Source organism: Rhizobium sp. P1_E1 (assembly GCF_056406015.1).
Window position 1 is genome coordinate 44,815 of sequence record NZ_JBFUAY010000006.1, and the last position, 22,742, is coordinate 67,556.

General features: G+C 62.8%; 18 protein-coding genes. 7 read left to right on the top strand and 11 right to left on the bottom strand.

Going from position 1 to position 22,742, the window contains the following annotated elements; genetic code table 11:
* Nucleotides 1-161: 161 nt before the first annotated feature.
* Entirely contained in the window at nucleotides 162-1,328 is a 1,167-nt protein-coding gene (locus AC1D1Z_RS04405) for a pyridoxal phosphate-dependent aminotransferase (protein WP_130728824.1), read from the bottom strand.
* 122 nt (nucleotides 1,329-1,450) lie between these two features.
* Nucleotides 1,451-1,888, bottom strand: coding sequence for a large conductance mechanosensitive channel protein MscL (gene mscL, locus AC1D1Z_RS04410; protein ID WP_012755977.1), 438 nt, complete (start codon nucleotides 1,886-1,888; stop codon nucleotides 1,451-1,453).
* A 206-nt stretch (nucleotides 1,889-2,094) separates the two neighbouring features.
* Here mscL and AC1D1Z_RS04415 point away from each other — a divergent pair, with 206 nt between their 5' ends.
* Nucleotides 2,095-5,619: a hybrid sensor histidine kinase/response regulator gene (locus AC1D1Z_RS04415; RefSeq protein WP_130750715.1), complete on the top strand. Its 3,525-nt coding sequence runs from the start codon at nucleotides 2,095-2,097 to the stop codon at nucleotides 5,617-5,619.
* A 9-nt stretch (nucleotides 5,620-5,628) separates the two neighbouring features.
* Here the strand turns inward: AC1D1Z_RS04415 and AC1D1Z_RS04420 are convergent, their stop codons facing one another.
* Nucleotides 5,629-6,186 (bottom strand): TetR/AcrR family transcriptional regulator, encoded by a 558-nt coding sequence (locus AC1D1Z_RS04420; RefSeq protein ID WP_130750713.1) that lies wholly within the window; start codon nucleotides 6,184-6,186, stop codon nucleotides 5,629-5,631.
* A gap of 137 nt (nucleotides 6,187-6,323) precedes the next feature.
* On the opposite strand from AC1D1Z_RS04420, the gene AC1D1Z_RS04425 reads away from it, so the two are divergent.
* A complete protein-coding gene (locus tag AC1D1Z_RS04425; protein ID WP_130750711.1) occupies nucleotides 6,324-7,526 on the top strand; it encodes an MFS transporter in 1,203 nt (400 codons plus the stop codon).
* A 9-nt stretch (nucleotides 7,527-7,535) separates the two neighbouring features.
* Here the strand turns inward: AC1D1Z_RS04425 and AC1D1Z_RS04430 are convergent, their stop codons facing one another.
* Together AC1D1Z_RS04430 and AC1D1Z_RS04435 are read right to left on the bottom strand one after the other, a co-directional pair.
* Nucleotides 7,536-7,979: a YybH family protein gene (locus tag AC1D1Z_RS04430; RefSeq protein ID WP_130651692.1), complete on the bottom strand. Its 444-nt coding sequence runs from the start codon at nucleotides 7,977-7,979 to the stop codon at nucleotides 7,536-7,538.
* A 118-nt stretch (nucleotides 7,980-8,097) separates the two neighbouring features.
* Nucleotides 8,098-8,502, bottom strand: a complete 405-nt coding sequence (locus AC1D1Z_RS04435; protein WP_130750709.1) for a GFA family protein — start codon at nucleotides 8,500-8,502, stop codon at nucleotides 8,098-8,100.
* Between the two features lie 58 nt (nucleotides 8,503-8,560).
* On the opposite strand from AC1D1Z_RS04435, the gene AC1D1Z_RS04440 reads away from it, so the two are divergent.
* Nucleotides 8,561-9,061: a MarR family winged helix-turn-helix transcriptional regulator gene (locus AC1D1Z_RS04440; RefSeq protein ID WP_130750707.1), complete on the top strand. Its 501-nt coding sequence runs from the start codon at nucleotides 8,561-8,563 to the stop codon at nucleotides 9,059-9,061.
* Between the two features lie 166 nt (nucleotides 9,062-9,227).
* Here AC1D1Z_RS04440 and AC1D1Z_RS04445 read toward each other — a convergent pair whose 3' ends face one another.
* The 6 genes from AC1D1Z_RS04445 to AC1D1Z_RS04470 form a co-directional block, all read right to left on the bottom strand.
* Nucleotides 9,228-9,437 carry a cold-shock protein gene (locus tag AC1D1Z_RS04445; RefSeq protein WP_003545273.1) on the bottom strand — a complete coding sequence of 70 codons (210 nt, stop codon included), beginning with the start codon at nucleotides 9,435-9,437 and terminating at the stop codon, nucleotides 9,228-9,230.
* Between the two features lie 279 nt (nucleotides 9,438-9,716).
* Nucleotides 9,717-10,280 carry a YdeI/OmpD-associated family protein gene (locus AC1D1Z_RS04450; RefSeq protein ID WP_130750705.1) on the bottom strand — a complete coding sequence of 188 codons (564 nt, stop codon included), beginning with the start codon at nucleotides 10,278-10,280 and terminating at the stop codon, nucleotides 9,717-9,719.
* A gap of 118 nt (nucleotides 10,281-10,398) precedes the next feature.
* Nucleotides 10,399-12,612: a 3-hydroxyacyl-CoA dehydrogenase NAD-binding domain-containing protein gene (locus AC1D1Z_RS04455; RefSeq protein ID WP_477849624.1), complete on the bottom strand. Its 2,214-nt coding sequence runs from the start codon at nucleotides 12,610-12,612 to the stop codon at nucleotides 10,399-10,401.
* A gap of 16 nt (nucleotides 12,613-12,628) precedes the next feature.
* Nucleotides 12,629-13,012, bottom strand: coding sequence for a cupin domain-containing protein (locus AC1D1Z_RS04460; protein ID WP_130750701.1), 384 nt, complete (start codon nucleotides 13,010-13,012; stop codon nucleotides 12,629-12,631).
* A gap of 2 nt (nucleotides 13,013-13,014) precedes the next feature.
* Nucleotides 13,015-14,223, bottom strand: a complete 1,209-nt coding sequence (locus AC1D1Z_RS04465; protein ID WP_018447614.1) for an acetyl-CoA C-acetyltransferase — start codon at nucleotides 14,221-14,223, stop codon at nucleotides 13,015-13,017.
* A 139-nt stretch (nucleotides 14,224-14,362) separates the two neighbouring features.
* Nucleotides 14,363-16,159 (bottom strand): acyl-CoA dehydrogenase C-terminal domain-containing protein, encoded by a 1,797-nt coding sequence (locus tag AC1D1Z_RS04470; protein ID WP_130750699.1) that lies wholly within the window; start codon nucleotides 16,157-16,159, stop codon nucleotides 14,363-14,365.
* A gap of 256 nt (nucleotides 16,160-16,415) precedes the next feature.
* Here AC1D1Z_RS04470 and AC1D1Z_RS04475 point away from each other — a divergent pair, with 256 nt between their 5' ends.
* From AC1D1Z_RS04475 to AC1D1Z_RS04490, 4 genes are all read left to right on the top strand, one after another.
* Complete coding sequence (locus AC1D1Z_RS04475) at nucleotides 16,416-17,105, top strand: DNA-3-methyladenine glycosylase I (RefSeq protein ID WP_018447616.1); 690 nt, start codon at nucleotides 16,416-16,418, stop codon at nucleotides 17,103-17,105.
* Nucleotides 17,106-17,178: 73 nt separating this feature from the next.
* On the top strand, nucleotides 17,179-17,880 hold the full coding sequence (locus tag AC1D1Z_RS04480; RefSeq protein WP_130750697.1) for an SDR family NAD(P)-dependent oxidoreductase: 702 nt from the start codon (nucleotides 17,179-17,181) through the stop codon (nucleotides 17,878-17,880).
* Nucleotides 17,881-17,966: 86 nt separating this feature from the next.
* On the top strand, nucleotides 17,967-18,332 hold the full coding sequence (locus AC1D1Z_RS04485) for a VOC family protein (protein WP_018447618.1): 366 nt from the start codon (nucleotides 17,967-17,969) through the stop codon (nucleotides 18,330-18,332).
* 330 nt (nucleotides 18,333-18,662) lie between these two features.
* Nucleotides 18,663-22,442, top strand: a complete 3,780-nt coding sequence (locus tag AC1D1Z_RS04490) for a peptidoglycan-binding protein (RefSeq protein WP_130750695.1) — start codon at nucleotides 18,663-18,665, stop codon at nucleotides 22,440-22,442.
* Nucleotides 22,443-22,742 lie beyond the last annotated feature (300 nt).

Consider the following 22,742-nt stretch of genomic DNA (forward strand, 5'->3'; position numbering starts at 1 on the left):
AATTTTCTTATCGAATGGCCTTTCAAGGGGCTTTGAACGGGTATGTTTGGAGTTGTGGTTAGAGGCCGATTTCGGGCTTTGCTAGAGTTTTATCGATCCGGCGATTCCGGCACAAATTCGATCCGGCCACCCGCCACGATACCTGTTGCGGCCAGTGCTTCTCAGAGCTTGAGGATATAGTCGCAGAGACGCTCGGCTGCGGTCGCTACCTGCGTGGGGTCACGCAGGAAACAGGCGCGCAGGAAGAGTTCGCCGCCTCGGCCGAAGGCCGTTCCGGGTGCCAGCCCGACGCCTGTCTTGTCGACGATGTCGAGCGCTGCCCTTCGGCTATCGGCGACGCCGTCGATCTTCAGGAAGGCGTAGATTGCGCCGTCCGGCTTCAGCGTCTCGACCCGATTGGTGGCGATCAGCGCATCGCAAAGAATATCGCGGGAGCGGGCCGCCTTGGCGATATTGGCAGCGACGAAATCGTCGCCTTGATCAAGGGCTGCAACGGCGCCCTTTTGCATGAACTGCGCCACGCCCGATGTCGAATATTGGATGAGGTTTTCGAGCACCTGTCCCATCTCAGGGGGTGCCACGATCCAGCCGACGCGCCAGCCGGTCATCGACCAGTTCTTCGAGAAGGAATTGACGAAGATGATCTTGTCATCAGGTTCCATCACATCGAGGAAAGAGGGTGCGCGGCCGCCGGCAAAATAGTAGCGGGCATAGATTTCATCCGCCATGATCCAGAGGTCGTGCCTGCGGGCAAGCGCCAGGATATTGCGAAGGTCCTGTTTCGTGGCCGTCCAACCCGTCGGGTTCGACGGCGTGTTGATGAAGATGCCCTTGGTCTTCGGCGTGATCGCGGTTTCGATGCGGTCAAGGTCGACCACCCATTTACCGCCTTCGAACTGTAGCTCAACACCGACGGAGCGCGCACCGGATATTTCGAGAGCGGCGGCGATATTCGGCCAGGAAGGCGAGAGGTAAACCAGTTCGTCATCCGGCGAGGTCAGCGCCTGCACGGCGATCTGGATCGCCTGCATGCCGGAACCGGTGACGTAGAAATGCTCGACCGGAAGCCGGATTCCGAAATGTCTGGTGTAATAATCCGAAAGCGCCTGGCGAAGCTCCGGAATGCCGCGCTGCCAGGTGTAGAAGGTCTCGCCGGCGGCCAGCGCGTCCATCGCCGCCCTGCTGATGAAATCGGGCGTCGGCAGATCGCCTTCACCCACCCAGAGCGGCAGCAGACCTTCGCGGCCACGGGCATAATTGACGACTTCGACGATCCCGCTTTCGGGCGCCGCTACGGCGCGCGGGCTGAGGCTGCTCACGATCGACATGCATATCTCCGGTTTCCGCCTTCATAGCGGATTTGGGCCGGCAAATCCCATGACATCCAGTGATAGCATATCTATTTTCGTGATGATTGAGCCCGGCCGGAGCGGACGGGCTCCAGCCCGGATCAAGCCGTCGGGCGCGTGGCGAGAAGATCGCGGATTTCCGTCAGCAGCTGAACGTCTGCCGGCGGCGCTGGCAGCTCTTCCGGTGCCACCTTTTCCTGGCGCTCGACCTGGGCACGCAGGGTGTTTACGCCCTTGACCATCAGGAAGATGATCCAGGCGAGAATGAGGAAGTTGATGAGCACGGTGAGGAAACTGCCATAGGCAAACACCGCTCCCTGCTCGCGGGCGGCGGCGAGCGACTGTGCGTTGACGGCCGACGACAGTGGGAGGAAGTAATTCGAAAAATCGAAACCGCCGAAAATGGCGCCGACGATCGGCATAATGAGGTCATCCACCAAAGATTTGACGATGCCACCGAAGGCGCCGCCGATGATGACGCCGACTGCAAGATCCATGACATTGCCGCGGGCGATAAAGGCCTTGAACTCATTGAGCATCGGATCCGTCTCCCTTTGATACAATTGTTTTTATTAGCTACATCTTCATTGCAATTAATCAATCGGCAATCGCAATTATTTGGGGATACCCCGTGCGGTCTTTGACTTAAGGCCTAGACCGGCGGGAATTCTCAAAGTGCTTGAAATAACTTAAGCTGACCCATGTTGCGGGAGGTCCCGGCGGGTTTTCCGCCGGCGGAGGGTCAATGCTTCCAGGCTGGGTCATATTCGCGTCTGCCTTCGGCTATCTGCTCCTGCTTTTCGCCGTGGCGAGCTATGGCGACCGCAAGAACCGCAGCCCGGGCACGCTCGACCGCGGCCCCGGCACGCTGGAAGGCGGATGGCCGGTGGTCTATGCGCTGAGCCTTGCGATCTACTGCACCTCCTGGACCTATTTCGGCAGCGTCGGGCTTGCGGCGCAGCGCGGCCTGGAATTTGCCGGCATCTATATCGGCCCCATCCTGGTCTTCACGCTCGGCATGCCGTTGCTTCGCCGCATCATCGAGCTCGCCAAGGCGGAGAAGCTCACCTCGGTCGCCGATTTTGTCGCGGCGCGCTACGGCAAGAACCCGACGGTTGCCACGATCGTCGCCCTGATATCGCTGATCGGCGCCATTCCTTATATCGCGCTGCAGCTCAAGGCGATCTCGAGCACGGTCAGCGCCATGGTCAATCCGTCCGATTACGGCATCGGCAGCGGCAATCTCTATTTCCTCGACCTGCCGCTCGTCGCAACGCTGGTGCTTGCCTGCTTCGCCATCATGTTCGGCACGCGGCATACGGATGCGACGGAGCATCAGGATGGCCTGATCCTCGCCGTCTCGATGGAATCCGTCGTCAAGCTCGTCGCCTTCCTGACGGCGGGCGTCTGCGTCATCTGGTTTCTCTTCGATGGCCCGACTGATCTCTGGCGCAAGACCGTCGACAATGAGCTGGTCATGTCGGCGCTCAGCTACCATACGCCGATCAGCCGCTGGATCACCCTGATCATCTTGTCGGCTTTCGCGATCATCCTGCTGCCGCGGCAATTCCACGTGACGGTTGTCGAAAACCGAACCCCGAAACAGCTGAAGCTCGCAGGCTTCCTGTTTCCCACCTATCTCATATCAATCAATCTCTTCGTGCTGCCGGTGGCGATCGGCGGGCTCTTGACCTTCGGCGGCACCGGCAATGCCGATTTCTACATGCTGTCGCTGCCGCTTGCCGGCCAGATGCCCGTCATTTCGCTGATCATCTTCATCGGCGGTTTCTCCGCCGCAACGGCGATGGTGATCGTCGATTCCGTCGCGCTGTCGATCATGGTGTCGAACGACATCATCATGCCGATCTTCCTCAGGCGCAAACTCGCAGGCCGCGCCAGCCTGCGCGACAATTTCGCCAAGACGCTGCTCAACATCCGCCGCAGCGCCATTTTCGCCGTGCTGCTGTTCGGCTACGCCTATTACCGTTCGACCGACAGCACCGCCGGCCTTGCCTCGATCGGCCTTCTTTCCTTTGCCGCCATCGCGCAAATCGCCCCAGCGCTCTTCGGCGGACTGATCTGGCGACGGGCAAACGCGCGCGGCGCGATCCTCGGACTGACCTCCGGCTTCGTCATCTGGGTCTACCTGTTGTTCCTGCCCTCGCTCGGCGGGCCTGATTATTCGTATGTGGCGAGCGCCGTGCTCGGCTTCATCTTTCCCGGGACCTCGCTATTCACCGCAGCCGACGCCGATCCGCTGGTCAATGCGACGGCGATGAGCCTGCTCGTCAACACCACCTTCTTCGTCGTCGGCTCGCTCACCCGCAACGCCAAGCCGCTGGAACGCATTCAGGCCGGCATCTTCGTCAAGCGGCATTCGCGCTCGCAATTTGCCACGCGCGGCTGGAAGACCCGCATCAGCGTCGGCGATCTCAAGGCGGCGATCTCACGCTATCTCGGCGAAGAACGCATGCAGCGCTCGTTCACGACTTACGAACAAGGCTCCGGCCGCAAGCTGGAGGACGAGCAGCCGGCCGACATGGCGCTCATCCATTTCAGCGAACAGCTGCTCGGCAGCGCCATCGGCTCGTCCTCGGCCCGGCTGGTGCTGTCGTTGATCCTGCAGAAGATCGAGGATGCCTCTTCCGACACGGCCTGGCTGCTCGATCAGGCAAGCGAGGCGCTGCAATATAACCAGGACATGCTGCAGACGGCACTATCGCAGATGGACCAGGGCATTGCCGTCTTCGACAGTTCCAACCGGCTGACGATCTGGAACCGGCGCTTCCGGCAATTGCTGGATCTGCCGGAAAGTGCGGGCCAGGTCGGTTTCCCCTTGTCCGATATCGTCACCACGCTCAGCCAGCGCGGCGACATCGCGCCCGGCGATCTCAGCCAGACGGTGCGGCATTTCCTGACGCTCGACAAACCCTTTTCACTGGTGCTCGGCGGCGGCGAGCGGATCATCGAGGTGCGCTCCAACGCGATGCCGGACAAGGGCATCGTCGCCACCTTCACCGATATCACCCAGCGCGTCAGCGCCGACCAGGCACTGAAACAGGCGAATGAAACGCTGGAACAGCGCGTCGCCGAACGCACGGCCGAGCTAACCCGGGTCAACCGCGAACTCGGCGAGGCGCGCGCCGCCGCTGACGAGGCGAATATCGGCAAGACACGCTTTTTCGCCGCCGCCGGCCACGATATCCTGCAGCCGCTCAATGCCGCCAGGCTCTATTCCTCTGCACTGGTCGAACGCATGGCGCAATCCGAGAACAGTCCGATCGTCCGCAACATCGATTCCGCGCTGGAATCGGTCGAGACCATTCTCGGGGCGGTGCTCGATATCTCCAGGCTCGATACCGGCGCCATGCGGCCGCGGCTCGCCTCCGTCGCGCTCTCCGACCTGCTGGAGCGTATCCAGACCGATTTCGCGCCGATCGCCCGCGAAAAGCAGCTGAAGCTGGTGGTCATGCCGACGTCGCTCAGGGTCCGCTCCGACCCCAATCTTCTGCGCCGACTGGTGCAGAACCTGGTTTCCAACGCCATCAAATACACGATCTCCGGCAAGGTGCTGGTCGGGGCGCGGCGGCGCGGCAACCAGGTGATCATCCAGGTGATCGATTCCGGCATCGGCATTCCGCCGTCGAAATTCCGCACGGTATTCAAGGAATTCGCGCGGCTGGACGAAGGCGCGAAGACTGCTTCCGGCCTCGGGCTCGGCCTTTCGATCGTCGACCGCATCGCCCGCGTGCTCAACCATCCGGTCGAGCTGCAGTCGACGCATGGCAAGGGCACGGAATTCCGTATCGCCATGCCGCTCGACGTCTCGCGCCCGGCCGCGGCCACGGCGGCAATCACGCCTGCCGACCGTGCGGGGCAGCCGTTGAGCGGGTTGAAGATCCTCTGCATCGACAATGAGCCGAAGATCCTCGAAGGCATGCGGCTGTTGATCAGCGGCTGGGGCTGCGAGGTGGAGGCGCTGGATTGCCTCGCCGACGTCACCGCCGTCGATGGCCAGGAGGGAGCGCCTGATATCGTCATCGCCGATTATCATCTCGGCGACGGCACCGGCATTGCCGCCATCCTGCATCTGCGCCGGCAGTTCGGCGCCGATATCCCCGCTTTGCTGATCACGGCCGACCGCACGCCGGAGGTGCGCAGCGAGGCCGAGCGATACGGCATCGCCGTTCAGCACAAGCCGGTGCGGCCGGCGGCGCTGCGCGCCTATATCACCCAGATTTCCGGCCTCAAGCGCGCAGCCGCAGAGTAAAAGGCACGCTTAAAGCGCCGCGCCCATGACGCGCGAGACGAGATCGCGCACGCGCGCTGCATCCGGCACATCGCCGAACAGGATGCGGTACATGATCGGCGCCACGACCTGATCCATGACGCGCTCGACATCCGGAAAGGCCTCGCCGCGGGCCCTCGCCCTCTCGGCGATGAGACCGACCTGCTGACGGGTAAATTCAGCGCATTTACAGGCATTTGCGCTCGCTTGCGCCGCCAATACGTCGCGGATCATCTCGCGGCCCGGGCCGGAGGACATTTCCTCGGCATATTGCTCGGCCCAAGCTTCCAGATCGGCCTTGCCGCTGCCTGCATCGATCGGCTGCATATCCGGCCGCAGCCGATCGACGGCGACATCGGCGAGAAGCTGTTGCAGGTCGCCCCAGCGGCGATAGATGGTCGACGGCGTCACCCCCGCCTTGCCGGCGATCAGCGGGATCGTCACCTCAGCGCGGCTCATCTCGGCCAGCAGCTCACGGACTGCTTTGTGCACCGATGCCTGAACCCGGGCGCTTCTGCCGCCCGGACGGAGGTTCTCTTTGACTGTCATGCGTGCAACCCGACTTTCGCCCCTTGACACCGTTGGTTCAAAATCTTTGATAGAACTATTAACGCAAATAATTTGCTTTTATGAGGCGCCAGCTCTACATAAGCTAACGCAACGGCTTAGCTTTAAGGGGCTTATATATGTTCGCCGCAGCCAAATCCACCGAGAATTCGCCACGCCCCTCGATCGGCTTTCATGCGCTGACGCTCGCGACCTTCTTCGGCGCCTCCGCGGCGCCGACGCCGCTCTACCGGATCTATCAGGAAAACTTTTCCGTCTCGCCGGTGCTGATCACGGTGATCTTTGCGGTCTATGCCTTCGCGCTGCTGGTGGCGCTGCTGACCGCCGGTTCGATCTCGGATCATCTCGGCCGCAAGCCGGTGATCTTTTTCGCCCTCGTGCTCGAAATCGTCGCCATGGCGCTCTTCGTTGTCGCCAGCGGTCCCGGCTGGCTGATCGCAGCACGGATCGTGCAGGGGCTGGCAACGGGAATCGCCGGCGCCTCGCTCGGAGCAGCGCTCGTCGATGTCGACCGGGCAAAGGGACAGATCGTCAACTCGATCGCGCCGCTTTCCGGCATGGCGGTGGGTGCGGTCGGCACCAGCGCCTTGATCCAATACGGCCCCTTCCCGATGCATCTGATCTATGCGCTGCTGCTCGTCGCCTTCACGCTGCAGGCGGCGGCCATCTGGCTGATAGGCGAGACCGGCGGCACGCGGCCGGGCGCGCTCGGCTCGCTGATACCGCGGGTCACCGTTCCGCCGCAGGTGAAGCGGCCGCTGTCGCTGGTGACGCCGATCAACATCGCCAACTGGACGCTTGCCGGTTTCTATCTCTCGCTGGTCCCGTCCTTGGTCGCCACCACGACCGGCAGCCGGGCGCCGCTGACCGGCGGGGCCGTCGTCACCGCATTGATGGTAAGCGGGGCGATCGCCGTCTATCTCAGGCGCAGCAAGACGGCATCGGCCAATCTCGCTTTCGGCGTGTCGGCCAAGACGCTCGGCATCCTGACCGTCGTTGCCGGCGTACATCTCGCCAATGTGCCGCTGCTGCTGATCGGCACGATTTTTACCGGCGCCGGTTTCGGCACCAATTTCCTCGGTTCGATCGGCACGATCATGCCGCTCGCCAAACCGGATGAGCGGGCCGGGCTGCTGTCGGCCTTCTACGTCCAGAGCTACCTCGCCTTCAGCCTGCCGGCGATCCTGGCCGGGTTCCTGGCAAAATCGGCCGGCTACGCGCTGACGACCGATATCTATGCGACGGCGATCCTGCTGTTGATGGGCGTCGGGATGATGAGCATTCGCGCCGACCGGCGCAGGGTGGCGGAGAGCGCTGCCTGAGGACGCAGTTCACGGCTTCAGATCAAGCAGCGCCCGGCCGCTGCCATCCATGGCGAAGGGCACCGAGGCGTGCTGGTGGGCAACCAGCCAGCGGCCGTCCTGCTTGACGAGACCGAGGGTCTGGCGGAACCAGAGATCGACTTCGGTGCCGTCGGTCTTGGTCCCGGTCATGCGCATGAGGCCGCTCCAGAAAGCGACATCCTCTCCGGCCGTCAGTCTAGCATCGCGCACCTCGCCGCCGATCGGGCCTTCCCACGTATCGAACCAGGCTTGCAGACCCGCCTCGTCCTGGCCGTAATAGACGAGCGGCGGCGCCAGCGAAAATTCGACGGAATCCTCGGCCTCATAGGAAAGCGCGTCGCTGGCGTTCTTCTCACCCAGCGCCTTGGCCCGCATCATCAGCATGGCGATGATCGCCTCTTCCTCGATCCTGGCATTCGCTTCATCTTTCACGGTCGTTCTCCTTCTCCGTTATGGACAGAGGACGAACGGGAGGAGGACGATCCGACAGGGATGCATTTCCGTTTGCGCAATTCCAGCAAAACTGCTGCGCAGCTTTGCTGGAATTGCTTCAAAGATAACTCGTCACCGCCGGTTCGTTCCACCAGGCATCGTGCCTGCCGTCGGAGTAACGGACAGGCAGTGCTGCCAGTTCCTCAGGGGTGATATCGTCAAGGCAAGCGATGTTGATCGAGACATAGGCGCCACCAATCGCTTCGACATAACCGTCGCCATAGGCTGATACACCGCAGGTGCGGCAGAAGCGGTGATGGCCGCTCCTGGTGTTGAACTGATAGTCGGCCGTTTCCGCCTGGTCGCACATCAGCCGGAAATCCTCGGGCTTGACGTTGGCGCCCCAATAGCGCCGCTTGGCGCAGATCGAGCAATTGCAGCGGCCGGTGCCCTCCTCGAGATCCATGTCCACCTCGTAGTGCACTTTGCCGCAATGGCAGCTTCCTCTGTAAGTTTTCTTCACGGCGCTCTCCTCCTTCGGCGTTGCCTTCAGTCTCCGGATATGACAATATGTTGTCATTATGGATGAGATACAAAATAGACAACATGTTGTCAAACAAAATCGACCGGAGCGGACGATGGAGGGGGATGCCTTTTCCGCTTTTGCGATCACCGCCCTTCGCCTCGCCGGCCATCTGACGGCGGCGGGCGACCATTTGGCAAAGCCGGCAGGACAGACGAGCGCGCGCTGGCAGGTGCTGGCGGCGGCACGACGCGGCGGCATGTCGGTGGCGCAGATCGCCCGCGCGCTCGGCGTCGCCCGCCAGGGCGTGCAGCGGCTTACCGATGTGCTGGAGGGTGAAGGACTGATCGCCTATGCCGACAATCCGCAGCACCAGCGCGCCAAACTGGTGCGGCTGACGGAAGAAGGGGCGGCGCGGCTCGGCGTCATCGAGATCGCGCAAGCCGGATGGGCCGACGGGCTGGGCGGCGCCTTCACGTCAGCCGAACTCGATGCGGCACGGGCGGTGATGGCCCGGGTCATGGAGATGCTGGAGGCGGATGAGGCGTCCCGCGGCTGAATAACTCACCACGGCATGTCTTGGGAAACCGAGCGGATAAGGCACGGCATCCGCCGGCCAGACACAAAAAAAGGCCGGGTTAACCCGACCTTCCCTGCTATCTCAACGAACCGTGCCGGTACATCCGTGGTCACGATCCGGAGATGATATTCAAAGCCTTGAAGGCTCAGGCCGCCTGGAGGCGGTCTGCCGACATCTTGCCGGACTTGTTGTCGCGGACGAGCTCGTAAGACAGCTTCTGGCCATCCTTGAGATCGCGCATGCCAGCGCGTTCAACGGCGGAGATGTGGACGAAAACGTCGGCTGCGCCGTCATCCGGCTGAATGAAGCCGAAGCCCTTGGTTGCGTTGAACCACTTTACGGTACCTGTGCTCATGACGATATCCTTTTCGAATCGTTCATAGAAGAATGCAGCTCGAACAAATGCCGAGCGGCGATGAAAACCGATTTTGGAGGAAGTTCGCCAGGAACGACGCGAGGCCGTTTCAAAGTTCATCTAGCAAGATCGATGCGCGGATATGTAATCGGAAATTGTGTCCGTGACAAGGCCGCACCAAGGGAAATCGGTGACGTTTCAGACACTGCGGACAGGTCTTGCCCTGCCGCGTGGCGCGGAAAACCGGGGGCGAGTTTTTTTCAGAAACTGAAATACCGTCTATTCGGCCTGCGCCAACCTGGTGATCGCCTTGCCGAGGCGGGCGACCCGCACTTCCGGGCTCGTTGCCTTCAGGAGTGGCAGGACGATTGCATATTGGCCGGTCTTGTCGAGCCGAGCAAAGGCAGCGCCAGCGGCAGCGTTCTCAGTGAGCGCCGCCGCCAGATCGTCCGGTAAGCCGGCATCGCGTTGTGGAGCGTAGGCGACAGCCCAGCGTCCGTCGGCTTTGGCGGCAGCGACTTCGGCAAGGCCCGTCGGCCGCATGCGCCCGGTTTCCGCGAGTGCTGTGACCCGATCGACATTGAGCTTGGACCACGGACTTTTGGCGCGCCGGGGCGAATAACGCTGCAGGTAGGAGTTCGCGTCAAACCCCTTGCGCTGGCTGTCAATCCAGCCGTAACAGAGCGCCACATCCAGCGCCTCATCGATGCTGATGAGAGTTCTCTTCGGATTTTTCTTACCGATCTTCAGCCAGGCGCCGGTCGATGCTGCGTGATGCACGCAGAGCCAGGATTCCCACTCCAATGGATCGGCGAATGCGAGGATGTCGGTGGATGGTTGCATGGGCGGTCCGGTCCGGGTGACAGCGAGGCGTGTGTTGCTTGCGGTTACGGATTGCCGTCACCCCCTGCCCCATTCAACATTTGAAACCCGGCAAGAGCGGCACAGCTCAAAAGGCGGCCTAAGCCGCCTTCCCCACCTTCGCATAGGGGTCGAACCGACCGTAAAACGTCTCGCCCTTGGCGGCCATGTCCTTCAGCAGCGGCGTCGGCTTGAAGTGACTTCCGTAAGTACTTGCTAACTTCTCAGCCAGTTCCACGAAAGCCTTCGCGCCCATCCCGTCGATATAGCTCAGCGCTCCGCCGGTGTAGGGCGCGAAGCCAAAGCCCAGGATCGACCCGACATCCGCCTCGCGCGGATCGGTGACGATGCCTTCCTCCACGGTGCGGGCGGCTTCCAGCGCAATGGTCACGAGGAAGCGTTGCTTCAGGACGTGGACGTCAACCTCGTCCGCCTGCTTCTGCGGGTAGAGGGTCTTGAGGTCGGGCCAGAGGGACTTCTTCGCCGGTTTCGGTGGATAGTCGTAGAAGCCCTTGGAATTCTTGCGGCCGAAGCGACCTTCCCTTTCCACCATGCGGGAGATGAGCTCCATATGCCTGGGGTCGATGGCTTTTTCGCCGAGATCGGCGACCGTCGCCTTGAGGATTTTCAGCGAGAGGTCGATGGCGACTTCGTCGTTGAGCGCCAGGGGGCCAACCGGCATGCCGGCCATCTTGGCGGCATTCTCGATCATCACAGGCGGCACGCCCTCTATCAGCATGTCGTAGCTTTCCGACATGTAGCGCAGCACGCAGCGATTGACGAAGAAGCCGCGGGTGTCGTTGACGACGATCGGCGTCTTCTTGATGGCTGCGATATAGTCGAGAGCGACGGCCAGCGCCCTGTCGCCGGTGTCGCTTCCGAGGATGACCTCGGTCAGCATCATCTTCTCGACAGGCGAGAAGAAGTGGATGCCGATGAAATCGGCAGGGCGTTTCGAATTCTTGGCGAGACCTGATATCGGCAGGGTCGAGGTATTGGAGGCGAAGATCGCGCCGTCGGGCAGCACGGCTTCGACCGCCTCGATGACCGCTTTCTTCACCTCGCGATCCTCGAACACCGCCTCGATGACGAGATCGGCATTGGCGAGGTCGGCATAGTCGGCCGAGGGCGTGATGCGGGAGAGCAGTGCGGCCGCTTCATCCTGCGTAAGACGCCCCTTACCGACCGAATCCTTGACCAGGCCTTCCGAGACGGCCTTGCCCTTGGTCGCCGCTTCGATGTCGCGGTCGATCAACGTCACGGGAATGCCGGCGGCGGCGGTGACATAGGCGATCGAGGCGCCCATGAAGCCGGCGCCGACGACGCCGATATGTTTCAGCTCGGTCTTCGCGTGACCTGCCGGGCGGCGGGCGCCCTTGCCGAGCTCCTGCATGGAGATGAACAGCGAACGGATCATCGAGAAGGCTTCACGGGTCTGGAGCACCTCGGTGAAATAACGCTGCTCGATCTTCAGACCGGTGTCGAACGGCACCTGCAGGCCTTCGTAGACGCATTTCAGGATGGCAAGCGCTGCCGGATAATTGCCCGATGTTTCCCTGCGCAGGATCGCAGGCGCCGCCGGCCAGAGCTGGGCGGAGGCCGGCGTCCAGATGCCGCCGCCAGGCGCCTTGAAGCCCTTCTCGTCCCAGGGGGCGACCGGCTTCAGGCCATCCTTGATCATCTGCTTGGCGGCCGGGATGAGCTGATCCGGCTCGACCACCTGATGCACGAGGTTCATCGCCTTGGCGCGGGAGCCGGTCAGCGACTGGCCCGTCGTCATCATCTGCAGCGCATCCTGGGCGTTCGCCAACCGCGGCACACGCTGCGTGCCGCCGGCGCCGGGGAAGATGCCGACCTTCACCTCGGGCAGTGCAATCTTGACGCTCTTGGCATTGGAGGCGACGCGGCCGTGGCAGGCAAGCGACAGTTCGAAAGCGCCGCCCATGCAGGTGCCGTTGATGGCGGACACCCAGGGCTTGCCCGATGTTTCGAGCTTGCGGAATAGGCCGCTCATGCGGCCGACCAGGCCGAAGAGGTTCTGCACCGCTGTCTCTGGGCTCTTTGCCTTCTCCTCCTGATAGGAGCTGAACATCGACTTGATCATCGACAGATCAGCGCCGCCGGAGAAGGAGGATTTGCCGGAGGTGACGACGACACCCTTGACGGCGGCATCGGCGGTCGTGGCGTCGATAATGGCGTCGAGTTCGGCCATCACCTCGGCGGTGAAGACGTTCATCGATTTGCCGGGCATGTCCCAGGTGACGAGAGCGATGCCGTCGGCGTCGGTTTCGAGCGTGAAATTGGTGTAGGTCATTGGGTTTCCTCCCCGATCAGGCCGGCAAATGGCTGCGCTGCGCGTCTAAGGTCTTCGTCTTTTCGGTGACGACATCGCCGGTGTGCTTGGTCTGCGACGGCTCGAAAAGCACGATCCAGCATTCCTCAGGCGCAACCGGATTATGCTCGACTCCTCTCGGCACGACATGAAAATCACCGGCCTTGAGATGCACATGCGGGCGGTCGCGATATTCGATGGTAAGCGAGCCCTTCCAGATGAGGAAAAGCTCGTCCTCGTCGCGGTGGGAATGCCAGGTCAGTTGGCCCTGGACCTTGGCGAGCTTGACGCTCTGGCCGTTGAGATCGGCGATGACGCGGGGCGACCAATGCTCGGTGACCTCGGCATATTCGGTTTCGATCGTGCCGGTGTTGAAGCCCATCGTCAGACCCTTTCGATAACCGTTGCGGTACCCATGCCGGCGCCGATGCAGAGCGTCACCAGCGCGGTGTTGAGGTCGCGGCGTTCAAGTTCGTCCAGCACCGTGCCGAGGATCATCGCGCCGGTGGCTCCAAGCGGATGGCCCATGGCGATGGCGCCGCCATTGACGTTGATCCTGTCATGGTCAATGTCGAAGGCCTGCATGTAGCGCAGCACCACGGCAGCGAAGGCCTCGTTGAGTTCGAAGAGGTCGATGTCGGACAGGCTCATGCCTGATCGTTTCAACAGCTTCTCGGTGACGTCGACGGGCCCGGTCAGCATTAGGGCCGGATCGGAGCCGATATTGGCGAAAGCCTTGATGCGGGCGCGCGGCTTTTTGCCCATGCTCTCACCGCCGGCTTTGGAGCCGAGCAGGACGACGCTGGCGCCATCGACGATGCCGGAGGAATTGCCGGCATGGTGGACATAGTTGATGCGCTCGATCTCCGGATGGGCCTGGATGCCGACGGCCTCGAAGCCGCCCATCTCGCCGGGCATCTGGAAGGACGGATTGAGGGAGGCGAGCGCCTGCATATCGGTGCCGGGGCGCATGTGTTCGTCCTTTGCCAGGATCGTCAGGCCGTTCTGGTCCTTGACCGGGATGACCGACTTGTCGAACCAGCCCTCTTCCCAGGCATGGGCAGCGCGCTTCTGGCTCTCGACCGCGTAAGCGTCGACATCGGTTCTGCTGAAGCCGTATTTGGTGGCGATCAGATCGGCCGAGACGCCCTGCGGCATGAAATAGGCCGGGAAATTCACGGAAGGATCCATGAACCAGGCGCCGCCGGACATGCCGAGGCCGACGCGGGACATGCTTTCCACGCCGCCCGCGATGACGATGTCGTCGGCCCCTTGCGCGATCTTGCCCGCACCGAAATTGACGGCATCGAGGCCGGAGGCGCAGAAGCGGGAGATCTGCATGCCGGGCGCCTTGGTGGAGTAACCGGCTTCGAAGGCGGCGGCCTTGGGGATGACGGCGCCGGCATCCATGACCGGATCGACGCAGCCCATGATGATGTCGTCGACCGTGTCCGTATTCAGCCCGTTGCGGTCGCGGATTGCCTCCAGCGTCTTTGCCGCGAGGCGGACGGAGGGCACTTCATGCAGGGCGCCGTCCTTCTTGCCACGGCCGCGCGGCGTGCGCACGTGGTCGTAAATGAAAACCTCGGTCATTTCCTCATCTCCCTGACGGCGCGGCGGCGCCGGTGAATTTCGTTCTTCCCTCTTTCGCCCAACAGGCCACCTCTGCCTGGGTCGAGCCACCGGTCTCGACCCGTCCTTCGGACCCCCGCTGGGGAGAAGAGGGGCACAATCAAAACGCTTCGGCGGCCAGTTCCATCATCGTGTCGGCGCCGGCCTCGATGCGAGCCTTGCGAAGCGCGGTTTCCGGCATCAGGCGTTCCATGAAGAAGCGGGCGGTGATCAGCTTGTTCTTCAGGTAATCCTCGCGAGCCGCATCGCCTGATGCAAGGCCATCCTCGGCGGCTTTCGCCATCTTCGCCCACATATAGCCGAGAATGACGAGGCCGAAGAGGTGCATGTAGTCGGTCGAGCCGGCGCCGGCATTGTCGGGCTTGGCCATGGCGTTCTGCATGAACCACATGGTCGCGCCCTGGACGTCGTTCAAGCCCTTCTTCAGATGCTTGGTGAAGAAGGAGAGCTTTTCGTTGCTGCGGTTCTCCTCGCAGAAATCGCCGATTTCCTTGAACAGGGCCATGGCGGCGCGGCCGCCGTTCAGGGCCAGCTTGCGGCCGACGAGATCGAGCGCCTGAATGCCGTTGGCGCCTTCATAGATCATGGCGATGCGGGCATCGCGCACATACTGGCTCATGCCGTGTTCTTCGATATAGCCGTGGCCGCCGAAGACCTGCTGGGCCATGACGGCATGATCGAAGCCCTTGTCGGTCATCACGCCCTTGAGGATCGGGGTGACGAGGCCGAGAATATCGTCGGCCGTCTGGCGCTCCTTCTCGTCGGTGGCGCGGTGGGCGATATCAGATTTGAGCGCAGTCCAGAGCAGGAAGGCGCGGCCGGCCTCGTTGAAGGCGCGGATGGTCATCAGCGTGCGGCGAATATCCGGATGGACGATGATCGGATCGGCTTTCTTGTCCGGCGCCTTGGGGCCGGACAGCGAGCGGCCCTGGATGCGGTCGCGGGCATAGCTGGCGGCGTTCTGATAGGCGATCTCGGAAATGGCGATGCCCTGCAGGCCAACCATCAGGCGAGCCTCGTTCATCATTACGAACATAGCGTTGAGGCCGCGATTTTCGGCGCCGATCAGGAAACCCTTCGCCTCGTCGTAATTCATGACGCAGGTGGCATTGGCGTGGATGCCCATCTTGTGCTCGATCGCGCCGCAGGAGACAGCATTGCGGGCGCCGAGCGCGCCGTCGTCGCCGACCAGGAATTTCGGAACGATGAAGAGCGAGATGCCCTTGGTGCCCTCAGGCGCACCCTCGATGCGGGCGAGCACCAGATGGATGACATTGTCGGTCAGGTCATGCTCGCCGGCGGAGATGAAGATCTTCTGGCCTGATATTTTGTAGCTGCCGTCAGCCTGCGGCACTGCCTTGGTGCGCAGCATGCCGAGATCGGTGCCGCAATGCGGCTCGGTCAGGTTCATGGTGCCGGACCACGTGCCATCCACCATCTTCGGCAGATAGGTGGCCTTCTGCTCGTCGGAGCCGTGGACGAGCAGCGCGGCGATCGCGCCCTGGGTCAGGCCGGGATACATCATCAGCGACATGTTGGCGGCCGAGGTATATTCGCCGACGGCGGTATGCAGCGTGTAGGGAAGCCCCTGCCCGCCGAATTCCTCCGGCACCGCAAGACCGATCCAGCCGCCGTCGCGATAGGCCTTGTAAGCCTCCTTGAAGCCCTTCGGCGTCGAGACGCTGGCATCATCGTGGCGCGTGCAGCCTTCCTGATCGCCGGAATAGTTCAGCGGAAAGAGAACTTCCTCGGCAACCCGTCCGGCCTCGCCGAGGATCGCTTCGATCATATCGGGGGTCGCGTCGGCAAAACCGGGCAGATTGTTGTAGCGTTCGAGGCCCAGCACGTCGTTCAGGACGAAGAGCGTATCGTTCACCGGGGCCTTGTAGACTGGCATCTCTCGAATTCCTCCCATTCGGCTGACCGGCTCGCGCCGGCCTTGGGCACTGTCTTACAAAATATTGACGTTTGCGTAAACGTCAAATTCTGCAGTTGTGAAGTCTTTTCATGAAAAAATTCGAGAGCGCGAATCCGCGGGCATGCGGCGCTGGGAGGAGACGCCATCTCATCTTCCTTGTCCACCGCAGAACGGCGTATAAGCTGAGGCGTCTTTCAAGCCGCAATCGCGGCAATGTTTCACGAGGGCCGCCGGCATGATCAGTTTCGAGGCGATAAGACAGCGTGCCGAGGAGCGAAAAGGCGGCGCGGCTGCACTTCAGGCATTGCTGGAAAATTACCGGCCGGATCATGAGCGGCTGCGCGCCATGCCCGACGATCGTATCCTGGCGGATATGACGCGACGCATCTTCTACAGCGGCTTCGTCCAGAAGGTGATCGATGCTAAATGGCCGGGTTTCGAAGCGGCGTTTTCCGGTTTCGATCCGGCGACGCTGAATATCGCGCCCGACGACTATTGGCACGCCCTGACGTCGGATGAGCGGATCATCCGCAATGGCGCCAAGATCATGTCGGTTCGGGCCAATGCCGCCTTCATCCGGGAACTGGCGAAGGAATATGGCAGCGCCGGCGTCTTCTTCGCCGACTGGCCACGGGACGACCAGATCGGGCTTCTCGACCTGTTGAGCAAACGCGGCAACCGGCTCGGCGGCATGACCGGGCAATATTTCCTGCGGGGCATCGGCCGCGACAGTTTCATTGCCACGATCGACGTGCTCGCCTGCCTCAGATCCGCCGGCGTGTCGCTCTCCTCGTCGGGCACGACGAAGAAGGACCAGCAGTCGATCCAGCAGGCCTTCAACGACTGGGCGGGGGAAACCGGCCTTTCCTTCATCCATCTCTCGCGCATCAGCGCCTATTCGATCGATTCGGCGCAATCGCACTGAAATTCCAGTCGAGTGGTGGTGCAAACCGTCCGGGCTTCCTACGTCATCAGGACGATCCATCGAGGAAGATATCATGACCGACTTTCCCTATGAGAGCGCACTCATCGTCGGCGCCGGCTCCGGCATCAGCGCATCGCTTGCCCGGCAATTGTCGGCGCAGGGCGTCAACGTCGGGCTCGCCGCCCGCAATATCGAGAAACTGCAAGGGCTCATCGCGGAGACCGGCGCCAGCGCCTTTACAGCAGACGTTTCACAGCCGGCGAGCGTCGCAGCGCTGTTCGACGAGGCCGCTGCCGCAATCGGCGGACCTGACGTGGTGATCTTCAATGCCAGCGCCCGCCTGCGCGGCCCGCTCGCCGAACTCGATCCCGCCGAGGTCGAGAAGTCTATCGCGACCACCGCTTTCGGCGGTTTCCTGGTGGTGCAGCAGGCGGCGCGGCGGATGATTCCGCGCGGCCGCGGCGCCATCCTCATCACCGGCGCCTCGGCAAGCGTGAAGGGCTTTGCGCAATCGGCCCCCTTCGCCATGGGCAAGTTCGCATTGCGCGGCCTTGCCCAGAGTGCAGCCCGCGAACTCGGGCCGATGGGTATCCATGTCGCGCATTTCGTCATCGACGGCGCCGTGCGCTCGCAGATCCGGCCGGACCGGGCAGATAGCCCGGATGGCACGCTGCTGCCGGAGGCGATCGCCCAGACCTATGTCGACGTGCTTCGCCAGCACCGCAGTGCGTGGTCGCTGGAGGTGGAAGTCCGGCCCTGGACGGAGAGCTTCTAAGCCCCTGCTAACGGCGGACAAGGCAACTTTCGCGGCGGTTTCAAACAGGCTAGACTTTGCCGTCAACGCTGGCTGGGAGGATACCAATGCCGCGCCTCGACCATGTCACCATCGAGACCCGCGATGCGCCTGGGATGATCGGCTTCCTGGAAGCCGTGCTCGGCGTCAGGGAAGGCTATCGGCCGCCCTTTCCCTCGCCCGGCCATTGGCTCTATCTGGACGACCGCCCGGTCATCCATCTCAGCCTGACATCGCGCAGCACCGATTTTCCACCCGGCATCTTCAACCATGTCGCCTTCAGCCTTTACGAATTCGGGCCGGCGCTGGAACGCATCAAGGCGGGCGGCTATCGCTACGAATATTACGATATTCCCGACACCGATCTCGGCCAGGTCTTCGTCTACGGGCCCGAAGGCGTGAAGATCGAGCTGCAATATCCCAGGCCCGCCTGAACGCGCCGTCGCCATTCGATGTGACGCGTTCGGGGGCAATTGCCGCCAAAAACGGCGTTTGGAACACAAACGTTAAAAAATTCCCATCGGCATTAACGGCTTGTTTACCACGTTTCGTGAAAGGTGCGGATTGAGCAGTAGCGATCCGCATTCCTTTCCCCAGTCTCGCGTTCCTAAGAGATGCCGCTACATCGTTCAGCTTGAGGAAAGTCTAATTGACTATCGTCTTATGAATGATGCGCTCCGGTCCGCGTAAAGACGCGGGCAGCAGACGGAAAAGCCAAAGATCGAGCTCTGACGAGAGGTCGAGCAGTCGAAGCGAGCAAGAAGATGAACGGATCGCGATCAAATCCTTCCCGACAGTCCGACAGGACCTCGCTCGATGCGCTGAACCGCACGATCGAAGGGCTGGAGGCACGCATCGAAGGGCTGATGGGCAGCGGGCGCGAGCAGCGGCCGCGCACGGCAACGGCCGAGCGCGACCCATATGCCGGCTCCCACGCTCCCCGGCCCGCAAAGGCCCCACCAGAGCCGCGGCCGGATCCGCTCGCCGAAATCCGTCAACGCCAGCGCACGCTCGAAGCCGGCCGCGAACGGCCCTACGCACGCGAACAGGCCCCGCAGCTTCGTGAACCCACGCCCCGCGCCGCCGCCCCAGTGCCGGCGCCCGTCTTCCGCGCCGGCGACGACACGATGACGGAGATCGCCCAGGCGCTCGTCAACCTGCGCCAGGACCTGAAGCGCGACATTTCCGAGGGCGTCACCCGCGAGATGAACGCGCTGCGCGCCGAGCTGCGCGAAATCAAGACAAATGCCGGAGACGGCCATTTCGCCGACGACATGCGCGCCGATATGGGCCGCCTTGCCCAGAGCATCACCCAGCTGACCGGCCGCTCCGCCGCGCCGGAGGCCACCGGCCTTCGCGAGGATTTCGAAGAGCTGCGCTCGCTGATGGACGGGCTGGCGCGCGAGGATTCGCTGCGCCACATGGAAAACCGTTGGGACGGTTTCGAAAACCGGCTTGCGGCGCTCGATACCGAAGGGCTGCAGGAAGAGCTCGTTTCGCTCGCCTATCGGCTCGACGACATCAAACGCCATATCGGCGGCATGGGCGAAAGCCCGGCCGTTCGGGCGCTGGAAGACAAGCTGATCTCGATCGCCACGGCGATGGAGCATTTCGGCAATATGATCCAGCCGCACGACCGGGTGATGTCCGAACAGTTCGCCGCCATGGATATGCGGCTCGACGAGATCAGCCGGGCGATCGCGGCAAGCGGGCGCACGGCCGCCACCAATGATCCGGGCCTGATGCAGCGGTTGGAAAGCCGGCTTTCGGCGCTGGCCGATCAGATCGACCTGATGAGCCATGACGCAGCCAACCGCGTGAACCCGGCCGACGAGCTGGCGATGCGGCTGGAGGCGCTGACGGGACGCGTCGAGGAGCTGACCAAGGCGGAAGCGACGTCGCGGCTCGACGAACGGCTGGAACATCTCTCCTATCTGTTGGAGCGCACGCAGGAGACGGCGCCGCAGCCCGACCTTACCGGCCCGCTTTCCGATATTTCCCGCAAGATCGACGCGCTTGAGAACGGCGCCGTCAACGATGTGCTGGCTCAGCGGCTCGACCATCTCGCCCGGCGCATCGACGAGATGGCCCATCAGCAGCAGGCGCCGGCGCCTGCCGCTGTGGCCGACGACGGCGCTTTCCGGCGCCTCGAAGGACGGCTGAGCGACATCGCCGCCCGGCTGGAGGAAAGCACATCGGCAGCGCCGACCGATCCGCGCGCACTGAAGAACCTCGAAGACCAGATCGCCAATCTTTCGGCACTGATGAGCGCGCCGCGCGAGAGCGCCGTAATACCCCCCGAACTCGATCAGCGCATGGGCGCGATCGAAGACTATATGGCGACGAGCGATGAATATATCATCGAGGCGGCACGCCAGGCGGCAGAGGCCGTGGTCGAAGCCTATTCGCGCCATGGCGGTCCGCAGGGTGTCATGCCCGCCGCCGACATGTCGGCGCTGACGGCGCTGGCCGAGGATCTTCGCCACCTCGAGGATATCAGCCGCGACAGCGAGGAACGCACCCACAAGACTTTCACGGCGCTGCACGAGACGCTGGTGCATATCGCCGATCGCCTCGACGGCATGGAAGATCGCGGCCGGCCGGTCGCCCAGATGCCGGTCGCCGACGTCGATTTCGATGTCGATCCCTATGCGCTGATGGTGGCCGAAGCGGAGATGGCCCGGACGCCGGCCGCTGCCCCGACAGCGAAGGCTTCTCCTGTTATCCGCACGGCCGAGGTCGCAGCCGAACCTGCCGCCCCGGCGCAAGCCACCGCCATGAGCGGAACGAGCGCGATCGCCATCGAAGCCGCGACCAGGACGACGGAAGCTGCGACAGCGGCCCGGGCACAGGTCCCGGCGAAGGCCAGCCTGCTCGCCAGCCTCGGCAAGCGGCTGCTGCCCGGCAAGAAAGCCGAGAGCCGGGCGAGCGAACGTCCGATGATCGACCCCGCGCCGTCGATCGATCCCACCGACGTGGTGCCGACGGATGCGTCGAACGAATTGCTCGAGCCGGGCTCGGGCGCACCTGACGTGAAGAAGATCCTTGAGCGGGTTCGCGCCAGCCAGAGTGCGGCACGCGGCAAACCTGCCGGCGAAACCGATCGCGCCGATTACATCGCTGCTGCGCGCCGTGCGGCGCAGGCGGCCGCGATGGAGGTGGATGCCAATCCGAAGCAGCCAGCCGTCAAGGCCGAGAAGAAAGGCGCGACCGCCGACAAGGCCGGCAAGGCTTCTGACAAGACAGGCAAGACCAGCGCCTTTTCGCGCTACCGGCGGCCGATCCTGCTGGCGGTCGGCGCCGTGCTGCTCGCCATCATGGCCTTTCCACTTGCCCGAACGCTGACGAGCGGCGAGCGCGCGCCGCAGCCGCCAGCGGAAGTCTCGGCACTGACCGGTGCTGCGGAAAACCCGGCGGCGGCCTTGCCTGAAGCGACACCTGCCCAGCCGGATGCCGCCGCTCTCGGAACGACCACTCCGGCAATGGAAGCTGTTCCGCCCGCCGCCGAACAGGCGCAGCCGGAAGCAACCCCACCGGCCGGTGGTGACCATCTGACCGACATGACGCCGCTTGACGGCGAAGGGGCAGCGACCCTTGCCCCTCCCGGTCCGTCCGGCGCAGCGCAGGAAACATCGGGCTTCGTTCCCGCACCCGCACCGCAGGCCGCCATCACCATTCCCGACACCGTCCAGCCGAAATCGCTTGCCGATGCGGCGAGCGGCGGCGATGCGCTGGCGCTGTTCGAAATCGGCGCGCGTTATTCCGACGGCCGCAACGGCATGACGGTCGATCAGAAGCAGGCGGCGAACTGGTACCAGCTTGCGGCCGACAAGGGCTTTGCGCCTGCGCAATACCGGCTCGGCAGCATGTACGAGAAAGGCAACGGCGTCGAACGCGACATCGCCAAGGCAAAGGGCTTCTACGAGCAGGCGGCCAACCAGGGCAATGCCAGCGCCATGCACAATCTCGCCGTCCTCTACGCCTCCGGCGCGCTGGGCCAGCAGGATTATGCAACGGCCGCTTCGTGGTTCACCAAGGCTGCGAACCTCGGCATCACCGACAGCCAGTTCAACCTGGCGATCCTCTGTGCTAGGGGCAACGGGGTTCCGGCGGATCTCGAAGAGTCCTACAAATGGTTTGCGATCGCCGCCAAGGCCGGCGACAAGGATGCGGCGCAGAAGCGCGACGAAGTGGCCAAAGCCATGAAGCCCGACCAGCTCGAACGGGCGCGCGGCAAGGCTGATCTCTGGAAGCCGGAGCCGGTCGACCACCGCACGAACGCCATCGACATCCCCGACGAATGGGCAGGCACCGGGGCGAAGACGGCGACCGTCGACATGAAGAAGGCAGTCCGCAACATCCAGGCGATCCTCAACAATAACGGCTTCGACGCCGGAGTGCCGGACGGCGAAATGGGCGCGAAGACCGTGACCGCGATCAAAAACTTCCAGAAGTCCGTCGGGCAGGAGCCGGACGGCAAGGTGACCGATGCGACCGTGAAGGCGCTGCTCGAACACAACAAGCAGGGCAGCAAGGCGATCTAAAGGGGCCTGGCGGCACTACAGCGCCGCGCGTCTTTTCAGACGCGCAATTGACGCTGTAACCCGCTGAATTACTGCTTAATTTATCCTTCAATCGGAATCGATTTAAGGATAAATTATGCGGTAGGCCGCAAGGCTTTTTCCAATTTTGCCGTCGCCTGTCACAAAACCTGAAAAAAGCCGGATTATGCCCGGACATATCGATCCGCGCATCCGGCGAATCCTCTGCCACCGATCTCTCCGCCAATCTCTATGGCTAATCACGGGGCCGATCGAAAGCCTCTGGCAACGATTTCACAGTAT